This is a genomic window from Winogradskyella rapida (assembly GCF_042675845.1).
Classification (GTDB): domain Bacteria; phylum Bacteroidota; class Bacteroidia; order Flavobacteriales; family Flavobacteriaceae; genus Winogradskyella; species Winogradskyella rapida.
Map to the genome: position 1 here is coordinate 217,386 of NZ_JBHTKM010000001.1, position 15,383 is coordinate 232,768.

Annotated in this window: 17 protein-coding genes; 13 read left to right on the forward strand and 4 right to left on the reverse strand. The window is 36.7% G+C overall.

Translation table 11 applies throughout. The features are described from left to right. Positions 1 to 276: 276 nt before the first annotated feature. Positions 277 to 2,139: a DEAD/DEAH box helicase gene (locus tag ACFQ13_RS00990; RefSeq protein WP_386113227.1), complete on the forward strand. Its 1,863-nt coding sequence runs from the start codon at positions 277 to 279 to the stop codon at positions 2,137 to 2,139. A gap of 180 nt (positions 2,140 to 2,319) precedes the next feature. Beyond that, positions 2,320 to 3,117, forward strand: a complete 798-nt coding sequence (locus ACFQ13_RS00995; RefSeq protein WP_386113228.1) for a carboxypeptidase-like regulatory domain-containing protein — start codon at positions 2,320 to 2,322, stop codon at positions 3,115 to 3,117. A gap of 7 nt (positions 3,118 to 3,124) precedes the next feature. On the opposite strand, the gene ACFQ13_RS01000 is transcribed toward ACFQ13_RS00995, so the two are convergent. Next, complete coding sequence (locus tag ACFQ13_RS01000; protein ID WP_386113229.1) at positions 3,125 to 3,799, reverse strand: TrmH family RNA methyltransferase; 675 nt, start codon at positions 3,797 to 3,799, stop codon at positions 3,125 to 3,127. 34 nt (positions 3,800 to 3,833) lie between these two features. On the opposite strand from ACFQ13_RS01000, the gene ACFQ13_RS01005 reads away from it, so the two are divergent. The 8 genes from ACFQ13_RS01005 to ACFQ13_RS01040 all read left to right on the forward strand — a co-directional run bounded on the left by ACFQ13_RS01005 (position 3,834) and on the right by ACFQ13_RS01040 (position 10,652). Continuing rightward, on the forward strand, positions 3,834 to 5,054 hold the full coding sequence (locus ACFQ13_RS01005) for a tetratricopeptide repeat protein (RefSeq protein WP_386113230.1): 1,221 nt from the start codon (positions 3,834 to 3,836) through the stop codon (positions 5,052 to 5,054). A gap of 12 nt (positions 5,055 to 5,066) precedes the next feature. Continuing rightward, complete coding sequence (locus ACFQ13_RS01010) at positions 5,067 to 5,753, forward strand: SIR2 family NAD-dependent protein deacylase (RefSeq protein WP_386113231.1); 687 nt, start codon at positions 5,067 to 5,069, stop codon at positions 5,751 to 5,753. A gap of 77 nt (positions 5,754 to 5,830) precedes the next feature. Further along, entirely contained in the window at positions 5,831 to 6,433 is a 603-nt protein-coding gene (locus ACFQ13_RS01015) for a TetR/AcrR family transcriptional regulator (protein ID WP_386113232.1), read from the forward strand. A gap of 52 nt (positions 6,434 to 6,485) precedes the next feature. Beyond that, positions 6,486 to 7,298, forward strand: a complete 813-nt coding sequence (locus tag ACFQ13_RS01020; RefSeq protein ID WP_386113233.1) for a haloacid dehalogenase type II — start codon at positions 6,486 to 6,488, stop codon at positions 7,296 to 7,298. A gap of 6 nt (positions 7,299 to 7,304) precedes the next feature. Further along, positions 7,305 to 8,039 carry an SDR family oxidoreductase gene (locus tag ACFQ13_RS01025; RefSeq protein ID WP_386113234.1) on the forward strand — a complete coding sequence of 245 codons (735 nt, stop codon included), beginning with the start codon at positions 7,305 to 7,307 and terminating at the stop codon, positions 8,037 to 8,039. Between the two features lie 22 nt (positions 8,040 to 8,061). Continuing rightward, positions 8,062 to 8,904, forward strand: coding sequence for a DUF6503 family protein (locus tag ACFQ13_RS01030; protein WP_386113235.1), 843 nt, complete (start codon positions 8,062 to 8,064; stop codon positions 8,902 to 8,904). A gap of 6 nt (positions 8,905 to 8,910) precedes the next feature. Next, the gene (locus ACFQ13_RS01035) at positions 8,911 to 9,573 is read left to right on the forward strand and encodes a peroxiredoxin-like family protein (protein WP_386113236.1); all 663 of its coding nucleotides are present in this window, start codon (positions 8,911 to 8,913) and stop codon (positions 9,571 to 9,573) included. Between the two features lie 209 nt (positions 9,574 to 9,782). Beyond that, positions 9,783 to 10,652, forward strand: coding sequence for an RluA family pseudouridine synthase (locus ACFQ13_RS01040; RefSeq protein WP_386113237.1), 870 nt, complete (start codon positions 9,783 to 9,785; stop codon positions 10,650 to 10,652). A 42-nt stretch (positions 10,653 to 10,694) separates the two neighbouring features. Here ACFQ13_RS01040 and ACFQ13_RS01045 read toward each other — a convergent pair whose 3' ends face one another. Beyond that, positions 10,695 to 11,933 (reverse strand): glycosyltransferase, encoded by a 1,239-nt coding sequence (locus ACFQ13_RS01045; protein WP_386113238.1) that lies wholly within the window; start codon positions 11,931 to 11,933, stop codon positions 10,695 to 10,697. Positions 11,934 to 11,995: 62 nt separating this feature from the next. Then, entirely contained in the window at positions 11,996 to 12,469 is a 474-nt protein-coding gene (locus tag ACFQ13_RS01050) for a heme-binding domain-containing protein (RefSeq protein WP_386113239.1), read from the reverse strand. 38 nt (positions 12,470 to 12,507) lie between these two features. On the opposite strand from ACFQ13_RS01050, the gene ACFQ13_RS01055 reads away from it, so the two are divergent. The 3 genes from ACFQ13_RS01055 to ACFQ13_RS01065 all read left to right on the forward strand — a co-directional run bounded on the left by ACFQ13_RS01055 (position 12,508) and on the right by ACFQ13_RS01065 (position 14,794). Continuing rightward, a complete protein-coding gene (locus ACFQ13_RS01055) occupies positions 12,508 to 13,077 on the forward strand; it encodes an adenylosuccinate lyase (protein WP_386113240.1) in 570 nt (189 codons plus the stop codon). A gap of 130 nt (positions 13,078 to 13,207) precedes the next feature. After that, complete coding sequence (gene purB / locus ACFQ13_RS01060; protein ID WP_386113241.1) at positions 13,208 to 14,551, forward strand: adenylosuccinate lyase; 1,344 nt, start codon at positions 13,208 to 13,210, stop codon at positions 14,549 to 14,551. Positions 14,552 to 14,563: 12 nt separating this feature from the next. Further along, positions 14,564 to 14,794 (forward strand): hypothetical protein, encoded by a 231-nt coding sequence (locus tag ACFQ13_RS01065; protein WP_386113242.1) that lies wholly within the window; start codon positions 14,564 to 14,566, stop codon positions 14,792 to 14,794. A gap of 38 nt (positions 14,795 to 14,832) precedes the next feature. Here the strand turns inward: ACFQ13_RS01065 and ACFQ13_RS01070 are convergent, their stop codons facing one another. Then, positions 14,833 to 15,378 carry a DUF4252 domain-containing protein gene (locus ACFQ13_RS01070; RefSeq protein ID WP_386113243.1) on the reverse strand — a complete coding sequence of 182 codons (546 nt, stop codon included), beginning with the start codon at positions 15,376 to 15,378 and terminating at the stop codon, positions 14,833 to 14,835. Between the last annotated feature and the right edge of the window lie 5 nt (positions 15,379 to 15,383).

Consider the following 15,383-nt stretch of genomic DNA (forward strand, 5'->3'; position numbering starts at 1 on the left):
GCCGATCGTCTTAAATCTTCGGCAGACAACCACCTCTAAACAACACCTAAAACTCATATTTACAACAACTTAAGATAAATAAAACACATCGAAAGGTACAACAAATAGGTAATTCAATTATTTGTTGTACCTTTGCACCTTGCAAAAAACTCAGGATATGAGTTTTTTAAATTCCTCAGGGTGAGGATGTGTTACCTAGAAGTTTAAGTGTTTAGTATGTCGATTCGCTTCTCTTGTAACACCAAAAGAACATAATCGAATACATAAAACTCAAGAATGAGCACATTCCAAGAATTAGGTCTTAATGAAGACCTTCTTAAAGGTATTACAGATTTAGGATTTGTAAAACCTAGTGAAGTACAACAAAAAGCAATCCCACTTTTATTAGAAGGCGACGACAAAGATTTAGTCGCTTTAGCACAAACCGGAACTGGTAAAACAGCAGCCTTCGGTTTCCCAATGTTACAAAAAATTGATATCGCTAGCAGAACCACGCAAGGTCTTATCTTATCTCCAACTCGTGAACTTTGTTTACAAATTACCAACGAACTTAAAGCTTACGGTAAACACTGTAAAGGTTTAAATGTTGTTGCTATTTATGGTGGATCTAGTATCTCTGACCAAGCAAGAGCTGTAAAACGTGGCGCACAAATTATTGTGGCGACTCCAGGCCGTATGAAAGATATGATTAGCCGTAATATGGTTGACATCTCTAAAATCCAATACAGCGTATTAGATGAAGCGGATGAAATGTTAAACATGGGGTTTAAGGAAGATATTACTGACATCCTTTCTCATACACCAGATGATAAAAGTACTTGGTTATTCTCTGCAACAATGCCTAAAGAAGTGGCAACTATTGCAAAGAAATTTATGTACGACCCAACAGAAATTACTGTAGGGAACAAAAACGAAAGTACAAGCAACGTAACACACGAGTATTACTTAGTAAATGCTAGAGATCGTTACCAAGCTTTAAAACGTTTGGCTGATGCGAATCCAGATATTTTCTCTGTGATTTTCTGTCGTACCAAACGCGATACTCAAAAGGTTGCTGAAAACTTAATTGAAGACGGCTATTCTGCAGGAGCATTACACGGTGATTTAAGTCAGAATCAACGTGATTTAGTCATGAAATCGTTCAGAAATAATCAAATCCAAATGTTAGTTGCTACAGATGTAGCCGCTCGTGGTATTGATGTCGATGATATTACACACGTTATTAACTATCAACTTCCTGATGAAATTGAAACTTACACCCACCGTTCTGGTAGAACCGGACGTGCAGGGAAAACAGGAGTTTCTATGGTGATCGTTTCTAAAAGTGAAGTAAGAAAGATTAAGAGTATTGAACGTATCATTAAGAAAAGTTTCGACAAAAAAGAAATTCCTTCAGGAAGTGATATCGTAGAAGTACAATTAATGTCTTTAGCGAATAAAATTCATACAACAGAAACGAATCATGAAATTGATAAGCATCTAGAAAGTATCAACGAATTATTTGCAGATACAGAGAAAGATGAATTAATTAAGAAATTCTTTTCAGTAGAGTTTAATCGTTTCTTTAATTACTACCAAAAATCTAAAGACTTAGGTGTTGTAGATTCTAGAGGTAGCGATAGAGAAGGACGCGATTACAGCAAGCAATCTAATGACGCACGTTACTTTATTAACGTAGGAAGTAAAGATGGTTTTGACTGGATGAAGTTGAAAGATTTCTTAAAAGAGCAATTAGAACTTGGTCGTGATGATGTCTTTAAAGTAGACGTTAAGGAAAGTTTCTCTTTCTTTAATACTGAAAAAGGATTACAAGAAAAAGTATTGGCATTCTTTACCGATTTTAAACATGATGGACGTTACGTTAACGTAGAAGTTAGCGAAGATAAAGGACGTAGCCGTGGTGGTAGAAATGGTGGAAGAAGAAACGAAAGACGCTCTGGTGGCGGAGGTCGTAGACGCGATGATAAACCAAGAGGTGATAGACGCTCTAGTGGTGGAAGACGTTCTGAAGGCGGAAGCTACGGAAAACGAAGTGACAGAAGTGACAGACGCTCTAACAGTAGAGATGACAGACGTTCTGCTGAATCTTCTAGTGCTTCAGGTTCAGATAGACCAAGACGTTCTAGACGTAGAGACTAAGACTTTTTAAAGTTTTAAACTTATATAACAATCCAAAACTTAAGACCAGATTTTAAGTTTTGGATTTTTTTTATGCCTTTTTTTAAGATTTTTATTAAAAAAGTTAATATTTAGTCAAATCTAAACCTCCAATATGTTAAATCCGATTTCTTTGTTACCTTTACCACGTAACACACTTGCATGCGATATTTATTCATTTTATTGGTTAGCTTCATTACGGCTAACAGCTATAGCCAAGATAGCACAGCCACCCAAACGCCTACAAAAGTTAAAGGAACTTTAGTTAGTGCCTCTACAAGCTTACCGCTGAGTGAAGCTAATATTGTTAATATTAATCAAGTGGTCGGAACTGCAACTAATGACGATGGTATTTTTGAAATTAGAGCAAAAGTTAATGACACGCTACACCTCTCCTACCTTGGATATAAATCTATTAAAGTTAGAGTTACAAATGATTGGTTAAAATTTGGCAATACCAAAATTGAAATGACCGAATTGGCCTTAGCCTTAGAAGAAGTAACCGTAAAACAATTAGAATTAACGGGATATTTAGAGGTTGATATGAACCAAGTTCCAATTACATCTAACAACCGTTACCGTATTTCGGGCCTACCAGGACAAGGTTATGAAGCCGGAAAACCAAACATTGCCACTAAAGTGTTAGGTGCTATTTTTAATCCGGCCGATTTCTTATATAATATGTTTGGGCGTAAACCTAACGAAATGCACAAACTGAAAAAAATGAAAGAAGATGACGAGATTAGAAGTCAGCTTTCTAAACGTTTTGATCGGGAAATGCTTTTAGTATTACTTCAGGTTTCTAAATTTGATTTAGATGAAATTGTAAACCAATGTAACTATTCTAAAGACTTCATTAACACGGCTAATGACCTTCAAATTTTAGATGCCATTAGTGAATGTTATGAAGAGTATAAAGTCATTAAGCGTAGTAAAGAGCGAAAAACAAGTAAAGATTAAGCGTTTTTTATAGGTCTTCCGTTTTATTCTGTTCTTCTTCAAATCGAGCAACGATAGCCTCATAATCTTTTAGAGATTTCTCTATCCAGTCAAATCGTTTTTGCACCATTTCTTCTGCTGTTAATTGCCAAGGAAGATCCGATTTTCTCAGTTGCGCTGTTACATGTTGAAGTATAATTGCTGCTGAAACGGAAATATTCAAACTTTCAGTAAACCCTACCATAGGAATCTTTAAAAACCCATCTGCCGCATCAATAACTTGTTGCGATAAGCCCTCCGTTTCCCTTCCGAAGAAAAAACAAGACTTCTTTGTAATATCAAAATCAATTAAATCGCAATCCTCTACATGGGGTGTTGTGGCAATAATTTGATAATCTTCAGCTTTTAGCGTTTCAATACAAGTTTTTACCGAATTATACCGTTTTAAATCCACCCACTTTTGGGCACCCATTGCAATTTCTCTATCTATACTTTTAGAGTTCACTTCCTCTATAATATGAAGCTCCTGAATACCAAACACATCACAAGATCGCATCACCGCACTGGTGTTATGTAACTGATACACATCTTCCGTCGCTACCGTAAAATGTTTAGTCCGCTGAGGCAACACCGTATTAAAACGTTCAACTCTACTCTCGGTTAAAAAGCTTTCTAAATAATTAAGAAGCGCTAGGTTATTCATAAAATCTTATATTTAATGCTTATAAAGCAAAACTATGAAAATTAATAGTACTATTTTTTTACTCTTCGCCCTATTCTGCCAGCAAATGCTCTTTTCGCAAGAACAAGACCAAAATGACGAAAAAGACCAGCCCTGCTCTTGCATACTTCTTAAAGAAAACGAAGCTAATGACCTTAAAGTTATTGAGCTTGCCGAGTATGTAGAAAACGGATTCCACGACTTAAGTGCAGCGGCTTTTGATGAAAAATTTGATATCCCTTCCTTTTTAAATACTGTAGCTAGCCATGAGGACATTGAAAAAACCACAACATTTACGAAAAGCTACCTTAAAGGTATAGCTTCTACCGGTCATAAACTTTCTGAAAAATTAGTCACCATGATTGAAGAAGGTTCGTATTATAACCTTATTAATTATCGTTACGATATTATACAACGCGCCTATTATTTTACATTCCGATTATATTCTGAAGAGGCCGGTGTCAATTACCACGATTATAAAGTCTGCTCAGATGGGACCACACTTAAATTCAACGATATTTATGTTTACCTCACCGGAGAACCCCTCTCCTCTACCATGCAACGTATGCTGGTATTATCGCAGCCTTCAACGGATAAATCAGCACGTGAAAACATGGACTCTTATAAAAATGTGTTTCTCTTTTTAAATTCTAGAAAATTAGCCGAAAAAGGCGACTATAAAGGAGCGTATGATAAAATATCGGCAATTACGCCACCTATGAGTACCGAAAAGTTTACACTACTCATGAAAGCACAATACGCGAGCCTTTATGATGATGAGCTTTATGAAGTGTTACTCACGGAATATGCTGAATTATTTCCCAAAGACCCTACCCTATATTTGAAACTCATAGATTATAACCTGCTAAAAGGAAACTTTAAAGCGGCACGAGAAAATGTAGACAAATTAATTTATGAAACCGATGACGACTTCCTTTACCTTATAAAAGGCAACATATACGCTATGGAAAATGATTTTAGTAACGCGGAAACACACTATAAATATATGACCGATAATTATCCCGACTTGCTTGAAGGTTATATTGGTTACATGATAAGTCTTAACTACCAAGATCGCTTTGAGGAGATGATTACTGTCATTGAAGATTTAATCACTCAAGAGTATGATAAAGTGGCCTTATTAGAATTTATTGAAGAAGAAGCGCCGGATGGCTCTAACGCCTTAGGGGCATTTGTAGCGTCTGAAACCTACCAAACCTGGAAACAAAAATCTTAAGTCAATCCTTAAATGAAACAACATATTGTCGTATTAACCGGAGCTGGAATCAGTGCGGAAAGCGGAATTAAAACCTTTAGAGATGCCGACGGTTTGTGGGAAGGCCATGATGTTATGGAAGTCGCTACGCCAGAGGGCTTTAAAAAAAATCCTGAACTGGTATTAGACTTTTATAACCAAAGACGTCGCCAACTCCAAACGGTGCTGCCTAACCAAGCTCATTTAGATTTAGCGGCCTTAGAAAAAACCTATAACGTCACTATAGTTACACAAAATGTCGATGACCTCCATGAGCGTGCAGGAAGCAGTGCTATTGTGCACCTTCATGGCGAACTGCGAAAAGCAAGAAGTACAGGGAATCCTGAAGCGATTACCCCTTGGGATCAGGATCTCCATTTAGGGGATCTCTGTAAGCAAGGCTACCAGTTACGTCCGCATATTGTATGGTTCGGTGAAGACGTCCCTAAAATAGAAGCGGCAATAGAAATCTGCCAAACGGCCGATATTTTAGTCATTATCGGTACAAGTATGCAAGTATATCCTGCCGCAGGATTATTAGATTACACGCCAAAAAACACGCCTATTTATTATATAGACCCAAAGCCCGCTTCAGTACCCAACAAAGCCGTAACCCTCATCCAAAAATCAGCTACAGAAGGCACCAAAGTTCTCTTGGACCTTTTAAAGGATAAAGTTTAATCCTCCGAGAGGCTGTTAAAATTTATACAAATTCCAATAAAACATACTAGTCGGTATTTTTTTATTTATATTTGATTATGGAACAAAGGCAAAAATCCGAACTTACCAAAGCGTTAATTCTCAATGAGTCTTTTAAATTGTTCTACGAAAATGGTTTTAAAACCACTAGTGTAGACAAAATTATGAAAGCCACCAAATTAACCAAAGGGGCGTTTTACCATCATTATAAAAGTAAAAAAGAACTTGGTGTTGAAGTCATCAGTACCCACATTCAAAAGCGGGTATATGAGGGAATGATAAAACCTTTGTATGAAGAAGGAAATGCCTTAGAACTATTAGAAAATACTTTTTCTGGACGGTTAAAATCCTTCTCCATCTACGATAAAGCCCATGGTTGTCCCATGAATAACTTTATCAACGAGATTGCCGATGAAGAGCAAGCTTATCAAATTGCCTTAAAGCGTATTATTGAAGAATGGAAAGCCGCGCTTGTTCATCTTTTAGAACGTGGACAACAAGAAGGGAGTATCCTAACCACTATAGCGCCTAAAGCTGTTGCCATCTATCTTATTAGTGCCTTTGAAGGCGTTAGAGGCATCCGAAAATTATATAATGACGATCAAATTTTAAACGACTATATGTCGGGGTTAAACCTTTACTTAACCCAACTTAAAGCCTAATTTTTTTTAACTAAAAACATACCTATTAGTATGTTTTATAACCACATCAAAAATGAGTACAACCCACAACAGAAGAAATTTTATTAAGAAATCGGCCTTAGCAGGCTTAGCAGGAGCAGCTTTACCTCAACTTGGATTTTCATCTCAAGGCACTCAAGACGTCTTAAAAGAAACCAAGAAAATCGCTAAAGCCCCTAAAGTCTTATTTTTTGATGTTAATGAAACCCTTTTAGACCTAACTGCCATGAAAGAAAGTGTCGGTAAAGTTTTAGGAAACAGAAGCGACTTACTTCCTTTATGGTTTACAACCATGCTACAATATTCTTTAGTAGAAACTTCTGGACGTCAGTATCATGATTTTGGTATCATTGGCTCAGCAGCTTTGCAAATGGTCGCTGCCAACCACGGCATTAGTATTACGGAAGAAGAAGCTCGTGAATCTATCTTAGGTCCTATTCGTTCCCTACCGGCACATCCTGAAGTTAAACAAGCCTTAGCGGACTTGAAAAAAGCAGGTTATACATTAGTCTCTTTTACCAACTCGTCAAATATTGGTGTAGAAACGCAATTTAAAAATTCAGGATTATTAGATTATTTCGACCAACGTCTTAGTATTGAAGACATGGGTAAATTTAAACCTCACGCTGATGCTTATGATTGGGCTGCTAGAAAAATGGGCTTAAAATCAGAAGAGTGTCTTCTTGTTGCTGCTCACGGTTGGGATATTGCCGGAGCACTTTGGGCCGGTTGGCGCGGTGCGTTTATTAGTCGACCAGGAGCACAATTGTATCCGCTTGCCCCTGCTCCAGAATTCAATGCGCCCGATTTAAAACTTATTGCTGAACGTTTAATTGCTCTTAAATAAAAAATTATGACATTAGAAAATAAAGTTATTATTGTAACGGGATCTTCAAGAGGAATTGGCAGAGAAATTGCCATTCAATTAGCACAAAATGGCGCTAAAGTTATTGTTAATCATTCTAACAGTGACGAAGAGGCCCAGGCTACTGTAGAGGAAATTAGCAATCAAGGGGGTACAGCAACCGCTATTAAAGCTGATGTCAGCGATAAATCATCGGTTACCGAATTATTTAATCAGACTATTGCCACTTATGGGAAAGTTGATGTTTTATTTAATAATGCCGGCGTTATGATTTCTAAGGCCTTAGAAGCAAATAGCGAAGAAGATTTCACCAAGCAATTTGATATCAATGTTAAAGGGATTTTCAACACGTTACAAGAAGCTTATCATAAGTTAGAGGATGGCGGAAATATCATTAATATCTCATCGAGTACCGTAAAATTAATGTTTCCTACTTATGCCTTGTATTCGGCCTCTAAAGCGGCTGTAGAACAGATGACGCGTGTGTTTTCAAAAGAAATTGGTCGTGGTATTTCTGTGAATTGTTTAGCTCCAGGCGCTACCGAAACCGAATTATTTATGAAAGGGAAATCTCAAGAATTCATCGATAAATTAAGCAGTATGAATGCCTTTAACCGTTTGGCTAAACCTATTGATATTGCAAGAGTCGCTGTATTCTTAGCAAGTGACGAATCCAAATGGATTTCTGGCCAGGTCATTGGAGCCAACGGTGCATTAGTTTAAATTTATACCTTAAAACCATAATATGAAAATCAACCCTATCCTAATTATTACCGGCCTTCTGTTAACGGCGTGTAACCAAAATACAGCCACAAAAACTGAAACAGTAGCCCCAACAACAACTGTAGAACAAAAAGTAACCGAAATGACTTTTGTAAATAAAGGTCATGAATTGGTCTATGAACTTTGTAAAAAGACCGGCGACTACCAAGCGCTTAAAGAGAAAAAAGACGTTGTCTATACGTATACCTATCAAACTCCTGATGGAAAAACGGATATCAGTACTGAAAAATATCTTTTTGATGGCGAATTATCTTATGGTGCTTATAAAAAACACCAAAGAACGTTGCCTAATTTAGAAGGTCTAATAGAACAAGGCTATGATGGTGAGAGCTATTGGTTAAAACACAATGGTGAGGTATTAGAAAATGACGCTTATTTAAAACGTGTCGCGTTTAATAGACCGACTAACTTTTATTGGTTTGCTATGATGCCTAAATTATTAGATCCTAGTGTGGTTTATGATTATAAAGGCGAAAAAACTATTGAAGACAAAACCTTTGATGTGGTTAAAGTTTCTTTTGAAAGTGCTGACAATAAGCCTACCGATATTTACCAACTTTATATTAATAAAGCCACAGGCATGGTAGACCAATTTTTATTTACAGTCGCTGATTTTGGTGTAATGGATACTCCTAATTTAATGCAACTTCAATATGAAACTATAGATGGTATTCAGATACCAACGAAACGTCAGTATAAAAAATCGAATTGGGACGCTGAAGTTACAGACCAACCTTGGATTTATGTCACGTGGTCTGACATTAACTTCAACAACCAATTAACGAAGGACGATTTCCAAAAATAAAATTCTATGAGCAACGATAATACAAGCCCATTAAAATCTCAGTTAGACGCGAAGCGTGCAAATTTTGAACGTACTGCGGACGCCGAAAAACAAGCCATTTATAAAGCAGGATTTGAGGATGTTGAACAAAGTGGTATTCTTGAATTAGCCAAACAAGTTGGCGATCAAGCCCCAGATTTCACTCTAAATAACGCTGTAGGGGAACCGGTTTCTTTAACCGACTATTTAAAAAAAGGTCCGGTAGTGCTTACGTGGTACCGAGGAGGTTGGTGCCCGTATTGCAACTTAACCTTGCAGCAATTGCAAAAAGAATTACCTAATTTTAAAGCGAAGGGCGCCCAATTATTAGCTTTAACACCAGAATTACCTGATGCATCTGTAAGTACTGCAGAAAAAAACGACTTACAGTTTGAAGTGCTCAGTGATATTGGCAATCAAGTTGCTAAAAATTACGGGATTGTCTTTGAACTTACTGAGGCCGTAGCCAAAATCTACAATGCTTCTTTTGGGTTAAACGAACACAATGGTGACAGCTCTAACGCACTTCCGTTGGCGGCCACCTACATCATAAATGAAGAAGGAAAAATTGATTACGCTTATTTGAACACGGACTATAGAAACAGAGCTGAACCCTCTGAAATTACAGCGTTTTTAAACCATAATTTTTAAATAAATTATCGTCAAAATTACTATTTGATTAATAGTTCTGTTCATGTTTATTAAAAAGTCATTATTTATTAATGGCTTTTTTTTTATGCCAAATAATTTCGGCTCCTCAGCACAACATGTTTCTTTTAGTTTCGGCATGGATGGCCCACTTTTTTCCGTTAACTTCGCTATACACACGAACATTACGGAATCCGTATACTTTAAACAACATGATGCCCCAACAGTTTACTCATAAGGTGCCTAGCCTTTTAGAACCTATTCGGTTACAAGAATATGGTGTAGGGATCTTTGATGCGTTCCCTACTAAATCGGCCTTAAAAAAAGCGCTAAAAAAAGGGTATATTCAAATTGATGGACGTTTAGCCTCATCGGCAACTTTTATACGAGGTGGAGAAACGCTGGTGTTAACGGTGCCTGAAAATCAACCCGCAAAAAAACGCTTCATCTTTAAACTCAAAGTTATCTTTGAAGATGATCATTTAGCCGTTATTCATAAACCGGCAGGAATCTTGGTCAGTGGTAATCATTTTAAAACCATTAATAATGCCTTAATTCAGAATTTAAACCCTAGTCGGTTAGAGGGTGCCACCCAACCACAACCGGTACACCGTTTAGATTTCCCAACTACTGGACTTTTATTAATAGGAAAAACAAGTGCGAGTATCCGGGCTCTAAATACACAATTTAAAACGAAACGTATTAAGAAAACCTACTACGCGGTCACGATAGGTACGATGAATGGTGAGGGTCTCATTACGCATGAAATTGATGGGAAACCATCCCAATCGCGCTATAAAGTTCTGCAGAGCATAGCTTCGGAACGGTTTGAGCAACTGAACTTAGTGGCTCTAGAACCGATTACCGGACGAAGACATCAACTCCGGAAGCACCTTATGTATATTGGACATCCTATTTTAGGCGATCGTGATTATAGCAAAGAAGGCCTTCTTCTAAAAGGAAAAGGCTTATACTTACATGCTCACACCTTGAAATTTGAACATCCGTTTACCAAAGAACAATTGATACTAAATGATGACTTCCCTAAAAATTTTAAAAAGCTCTTTGACGTTTTAGTCTAAACCTCTTTTTTCCTAGCCAAATTATTTAGCAGCGTTTGGGTCTTAATTCCCTTTATTTTTAGCCTCAATCCATTTACTCATATATTTAGTACTTTGCATGGACTGATGTCTTAATAATTGGCCTATAAAATTATTTTCGCGGTGCGTTTCTAAATTTAAAGTAAGGCTATTTATACGTTGCTTAAACAGCTCATAAAACTCAGCGTCATTAAACCGTTCGTTAACAATGGTAAAACCATTCTGTTGTTGTTTTAACCAAGTTTGAGAATTAGTATAAAGCGCAACAGCCTTGTTGGCAAATACCTCTGGATTATCCTCTACAAACCCATTACAGTCTAAACCTCCAAACATCCCTTCCGCTGCAATTGAAGTCATTGCGCAAGGTGTTCCATTTTGCATGGCATCAACCAGTTTGCCTTTTAGACCAGCACCAAACCGTAAGGCCGCCAAACACACCCGAGCGGTTTTCATCACCGAAGTCACCTCATTAGCAAAGCCTTTGATATAAAATCCGTCTTTAGGTTTATGAAGTTGTGTGACTTTCTGCGATTCATAAGCCCCATAAATATGCAATTCGGCTTTAGGTAATTGATGGCGTATTAATGGCCAAATTTCTTGTTTTAAATACAAGACCGCATCATAATTGGGGGCATGAAGAAAATTCCCTATCGTTACAAAGTGCGCTCTTTCTTCAAAAGTAGGTAAAGCATTAATCTGTTCTTCAGAAATTGGTTTGAGTAAAAAAGGAAGGTAACACAATAAACTCTGGTCAATATTAAACTGTTGCGTTAAGATTTCAATTTCAGCTTCAGAAATCATAAGACTCAGATCGCAACGATAAATACTCGCTATTTCTCGTTTCGTAATCTCATTTTGTAAGCTTGAAAACGTGACAGTCTCCTTCTTTTTTAATGCTTGTTCCCTAGCCTTTCGCAAGCCGTGAAAATCTTCAGTATCTAAAACCCGGATCGCCTCAGGACAATGTTCTATAATTCGCCATCCGTATTGTTCTTCCGTCATAAAGCGATCAAACAAAACCACATCAGGATTGAGCGTCTGAACAAAGGTATCAAAAGACACATCATTTAATAAAATGGCTTGCGTTTCAACTTGGATCTGTTCGAGATTAAACGTATTTTCAGATTGCTTTGCTGCGGAAGCAAAAGTGACTGTAAAACCTTGTTTTTGAAATTGATCAATAAGTTGTAAAATACGACTTCCGGCCGCAGAACTTTTAGGTTCTGGCCATACAAAACCGATAACGAGTAATTTTTTATTCATGTAAAATGTAAAAATCGTCGTGAGAAGCTCTAAATAATAAGCTTCATAAGAGCATTTAAATATTATTGAGGGTCTTCCAAAAGCACATATTTTAAGCGTACATTTTCTGCCCACTTAATAACCAAATCTATTTGTTCTTCAGAGAGTTTTGCTTCAGAATGTGCCCAAGTATAAGACGGTAATGGCATTTCTTTGGCCTCTACCATTTCAATTAATTCTTCTAATTTATGGTCTTTTTTCTTTGCGGAATAATCATCCCAAAGCGACAAATTTAAATGTTTCATTCCATCTTTAACATGGCCATCTAACCAATAGTTTACCGGGGTAATCTCACTATACCAAGGATAGTTGGTGCTTTCACTGTGACAATCCATACACGCTTGATTTAAAATCGTTTTTACTGCTGCAGGCGGATTCGTGTCTTTATAAAAGGGCTCTAAGCTACTCATATCCCCTTTATTTTTTGCAGGGCCAAAAAACTGTGCTAGCCCAACAACCACTATAAATAAAATTCCAATCTTTTTAATGCGCTTCATTTTTATTAGTTTTAAGGTTCTAAATTAAGATTTTTATCGTGACCAAAGCCCAACTCTATAAAGAATTAAATTATGTAAATCACTCCCGAGAAAAACGCCTCTATTACGCCAACTTGGTGATTTCTAATCCTGAGTTGGTTAGTCCGCTTTTAGAGATTCTTTTTGAGGTAGACGATAAAATCTCTTGTAGAGCGGCTTGGGTTTTAGAATTTATGTGTAGCCAAAGTATTCCTCATATAATTCCGCATCTCGATACATTTGCGCAAGGCATCCACAAGGTACACCTTGATTCTGCTGTACGTCCCGTGGCAAAAATCTGTGAATACTTGGTAAAAGCCATTTACGATACCCCTAAAAGTGTAATTGCTTTGCAAATCACTGAAGTTCATAAAGAAAAAATAATAGAAGCCTGTTTTGATTGGATGATTAATGATGAAAAAGTAGCGCCCAAGGCTTATGCCATGCAGAGTTTATATTTATTAGGCCAAGATTACGATTGGATCCACCCAGAACTTGCGCTTATTTTAGAACGCGATTTCCCCATACAAAGTGCGGGTTACAAAGCGAGAGCACGCTCTATCCTTAAAAAAATAAAAACCAAAGCCTAAAACGGATACCGCCAAAAGCAGCACTATCCTGAAATTAAAGGCCCGAAAAAAAGCCGTGCTTTACTCAAGATCTATACCGCATTTTTCAATGGAGTTTCTTATATTTGACGCTTCTAAAAAATCAATATAAATGGCACTTTCCGCACTTAATGCAATCTCACCAATCGATGGTCGATACCGATCTAAAGTTGAAAAATTAAAAGATTATTTCTCAGAAGAAGCACTTATTAAATATCGTGTTTTAGTAGAAATTGAATACTTTATCGCACTTTGTGAATTACCCTTACCTCAATTAGAACCGGTTTCAGCTTCTGTTTTTGAAGATTTAAGAGCGATTTATAAAAATTTTACAGCTGAGGATGCTCAGGCTATTAAAGACATTGAAAAAGTAACCAACCATGATGTAAAAGCGGTTGAATACTTTATAAAAGATAAGTTTGATGCCTTAGACCTTGCGGCTTACAAGGAGTTTATTCACTTCGGATTAACGTCTCAAGACATTAACAATACCGCAATTCCTTTAAGTATTAAGGAGGCGATGAATGACGTTTATGTTCCTGAATATTTAGCCTTATTAGAAAAGATTGAAGCTTTGGCTACAGAATGGGCAGACATCCCAATGTTGGCAAGAACCCATGGTCAACCTGCTTCACCAACACGTTTAGGTAAAGAAATCAGTGTATTTTCTGCACGATTAAAAGAGCAGTTTAACTTATTAAATGATGTTCCTAGTGCGGCTAAATTTGGTGGTGCAACAGGAAATTTTAATGCGCATAAAGTGGCTTACCCAAATATAGATTGGAAAGCTTTTGGAACACGCTTTGTTCAAGAAAAACTAGGTTTACAACACTCGTTTCCAACAACGCAGATAGAACATTACGATCATGCAGCAGCTTTATTTGATGGACTAAAACGTATTAATACCATTATCATAGATTTAGATAGAGATATCTGGACCTACGTTTCTATGGATTACTTCAAACAAAAAATTAAAGCTGGTGAAGTTGGAAGTTCTGCAATGCCTCATAAAGTGAATCCTATTGATTTTGAAAATAGTGAAGGAAACTTAGGGATTGCTAATGCAATTTTTGAACACTTATCGGCTAAACTTCCTATTTCTAGATTACAACGTGATTTAACGGATAGTACGGTTTTAAGAAATGTAGGAGTTCCTTTTGGACATACACTTATTGGCTTTAAATCGACTTTAAAAGGTTTAGATAAATTATTATTGAATGCCTCTAAATTTGCACAAGACCTAGAGAACAATTGGGCTGTGGTTGCAGAAGCAATTCAGACTATATTAAGACGTGAGAGTTACCCTAATCCTTATGAAGCTTTAAAAGGGTTAACAAGAACCAACGAAGCTATCACTCAAAGTTCTATATCAAATTTTATTGATACCTTAGAGGTTTCTGATACGATTAAGGCTGAATTAAAAGCTATTACGCCAAGTAATTATACAGGAATATAAGTGTTATAAACCATGTTGAAATTCATTCCTAAAACGATAGACACTATTGTCTTAACCCTTGTCACCTTGCTTACTATCGGTGTTTTTACCGCTGGACTTTGCGATGTTCTTGACTATATTATTGTTAAGGTTGTACTGGTAATTAGTTTTGGAACGCTTTTCTTTATGGCTTGTTATTATGCCATAAAAAATGATGTTATAGAAAATCGTCTTGAGGAAACCCCTCAAGACGATTTAAATTAATGGGGTTCTAAGTCCCCAGATAAGCGTTAAAGCTGTAATTATTTAAAGAATTCTGTTAGGCCTTTTAATTGTTCTTCTTCAAAACTAGCCTTATCCAATACAGAACGCAAAGCCATAAGTTTTTTGGCATTCATCTCATCACCTAATACTCTTGCCACTATAAATCCTTTATTATTGGCATTGCCAAAGAGCACAAGTTCATCAATAGCATCTACCTCTCCTAAAAATTTAATTACAAATTTTCCATCCTTAGCATTCCCACCTCTCATTAACTCATCATATTTGGGATCTTTTAAGATGGTTTTCACCTTATTTAATTCTAATTTATAAGCCTCATCTTCGGTATTATCAATGCTAAAGGTTAAGACATTAAGTTTATCAACCGAATTGTAAGCTTCTTCTTGCGTGTCTGTTAAAGTTATATTTTCAACATTAACAAAGCTTTTAGGCACATCAAAGGTGGCAAAGCCGGGCTCTAATTCATGATCTACAAAATAAGTTTGTAAAGTAGGCTCTTGATTACAGCTGGTAAAAGCCGTAACCAAAAGCAACACAACTATTGATTTTTTGATTGATTGTATCATTTGAT

Coding starts and splice junctions, on each gene's coding strand:
- ACFQ13_RS01040 (WP_386113237.1), top strand. CDS start 9,783: ATGATGCCCCAACAGTTTACTCATAAGGTGCCTAGCCTTTTAGAACCT.
- ACFQ13_RS01000 (WP_386113229.1), bottom strand. CDS start 3,799: ATGAATAACCTAGCGCTTCTTAATTATTTAGAAAGCTTTTTAACCGAG.
- ACFQ13_RS01005 (WP_386113230.1), top strand. CDS start 3,834: ATGAAAATTAATAGTACTATTTTTTTACTCTTCGCCCTATTCTGCCAG.
- ACFQ13_RS01050 (WP_386113239.1), bottom strand. CDS start 12,469: ATGAAGCGCATTAAAAAGATTGGAATTTTATTTATAGTGGTTGTTGGG.
- ACFQ13_RS01030 (WP_386113235.1), top strand. CDS start 8,062: ATGAAAATCAACCCTATCCTAATTATTACCGGCCTTCTGTTAACGGCG.
- ACFQ13_RS01020 (WP_386113233.1), top strand. CDS start 6,486: ATGAGTACAACCCACAACAGAAGAAATTTTATTAAGAAATCGGCCTTA.
- ACFQ13_RS01015 (WP_386113232.1), top strand. CDS start 5,831: ATGGAACAAAGGCAAAAATCCGAACTTACCAAAGCGTTAATTCTCAAT.
- ACFQ13_RS00995 (WP_386113228.1), top strand. CDS start 2,320: ATGCGATATTTATTCATTTTATTGGTTAGCTTCATTACGGCTAACAGC.
- ACFQ13_RS01045 (WP_386113238.1), bottom strand. CDS start 11,933: ATGAATAAAAAATTACTCGTTATCGGTTTTGTATGGCCAGAACCTAAA.
- ACFQ13_RS01035 (WP_386113236.1), top strand. CDS start 8,911: ATGAGCAACGATAATACAAGCCCATTAAAATCTCAGTTAGACGCGAAG.
- ACFQ13_RS01070 (WP_386113243.1), bottom strand. CDS start 15,378: ATGATACAATCAATCAAAAAATCAATAGTTGTGTTGCTTTTGGTTACG.
- ACFQ13_RS00990 (WP_386113227.1), top strand. CDS start 277: ATGAGCACATTCCAAGAATTAGGTCTTAATGAAGACCTTCTTAAAGGT.
- ACFQ13_RS01010 (WP_386113231.1), top strand. CDS start 5,067: ATGAAACAACATATTGTCGTATTAACCGGAGCTGGAATCAGTGCGGAA.
- purB (WP_386113241.1), top strand. CDS start 13,208: ATGGCACTTTCCGCACTTAATGCAATCTCACCAATCGATGGTCGATAC.
- ACFQ13_RS01065 (WP_386113242.1), top strand. CDS start 14,564: ATGTTGAAATTCATTCCTAAAACGATAGACACTATTGTCTTAACCCTT.
- ACFQ13_RS01025 (WP_386113234.1), top strand. CDS start 7,305: ATGACATTAGAAAATAAAGTTATTATTGTAACGGGATCTTCAAGAGGA.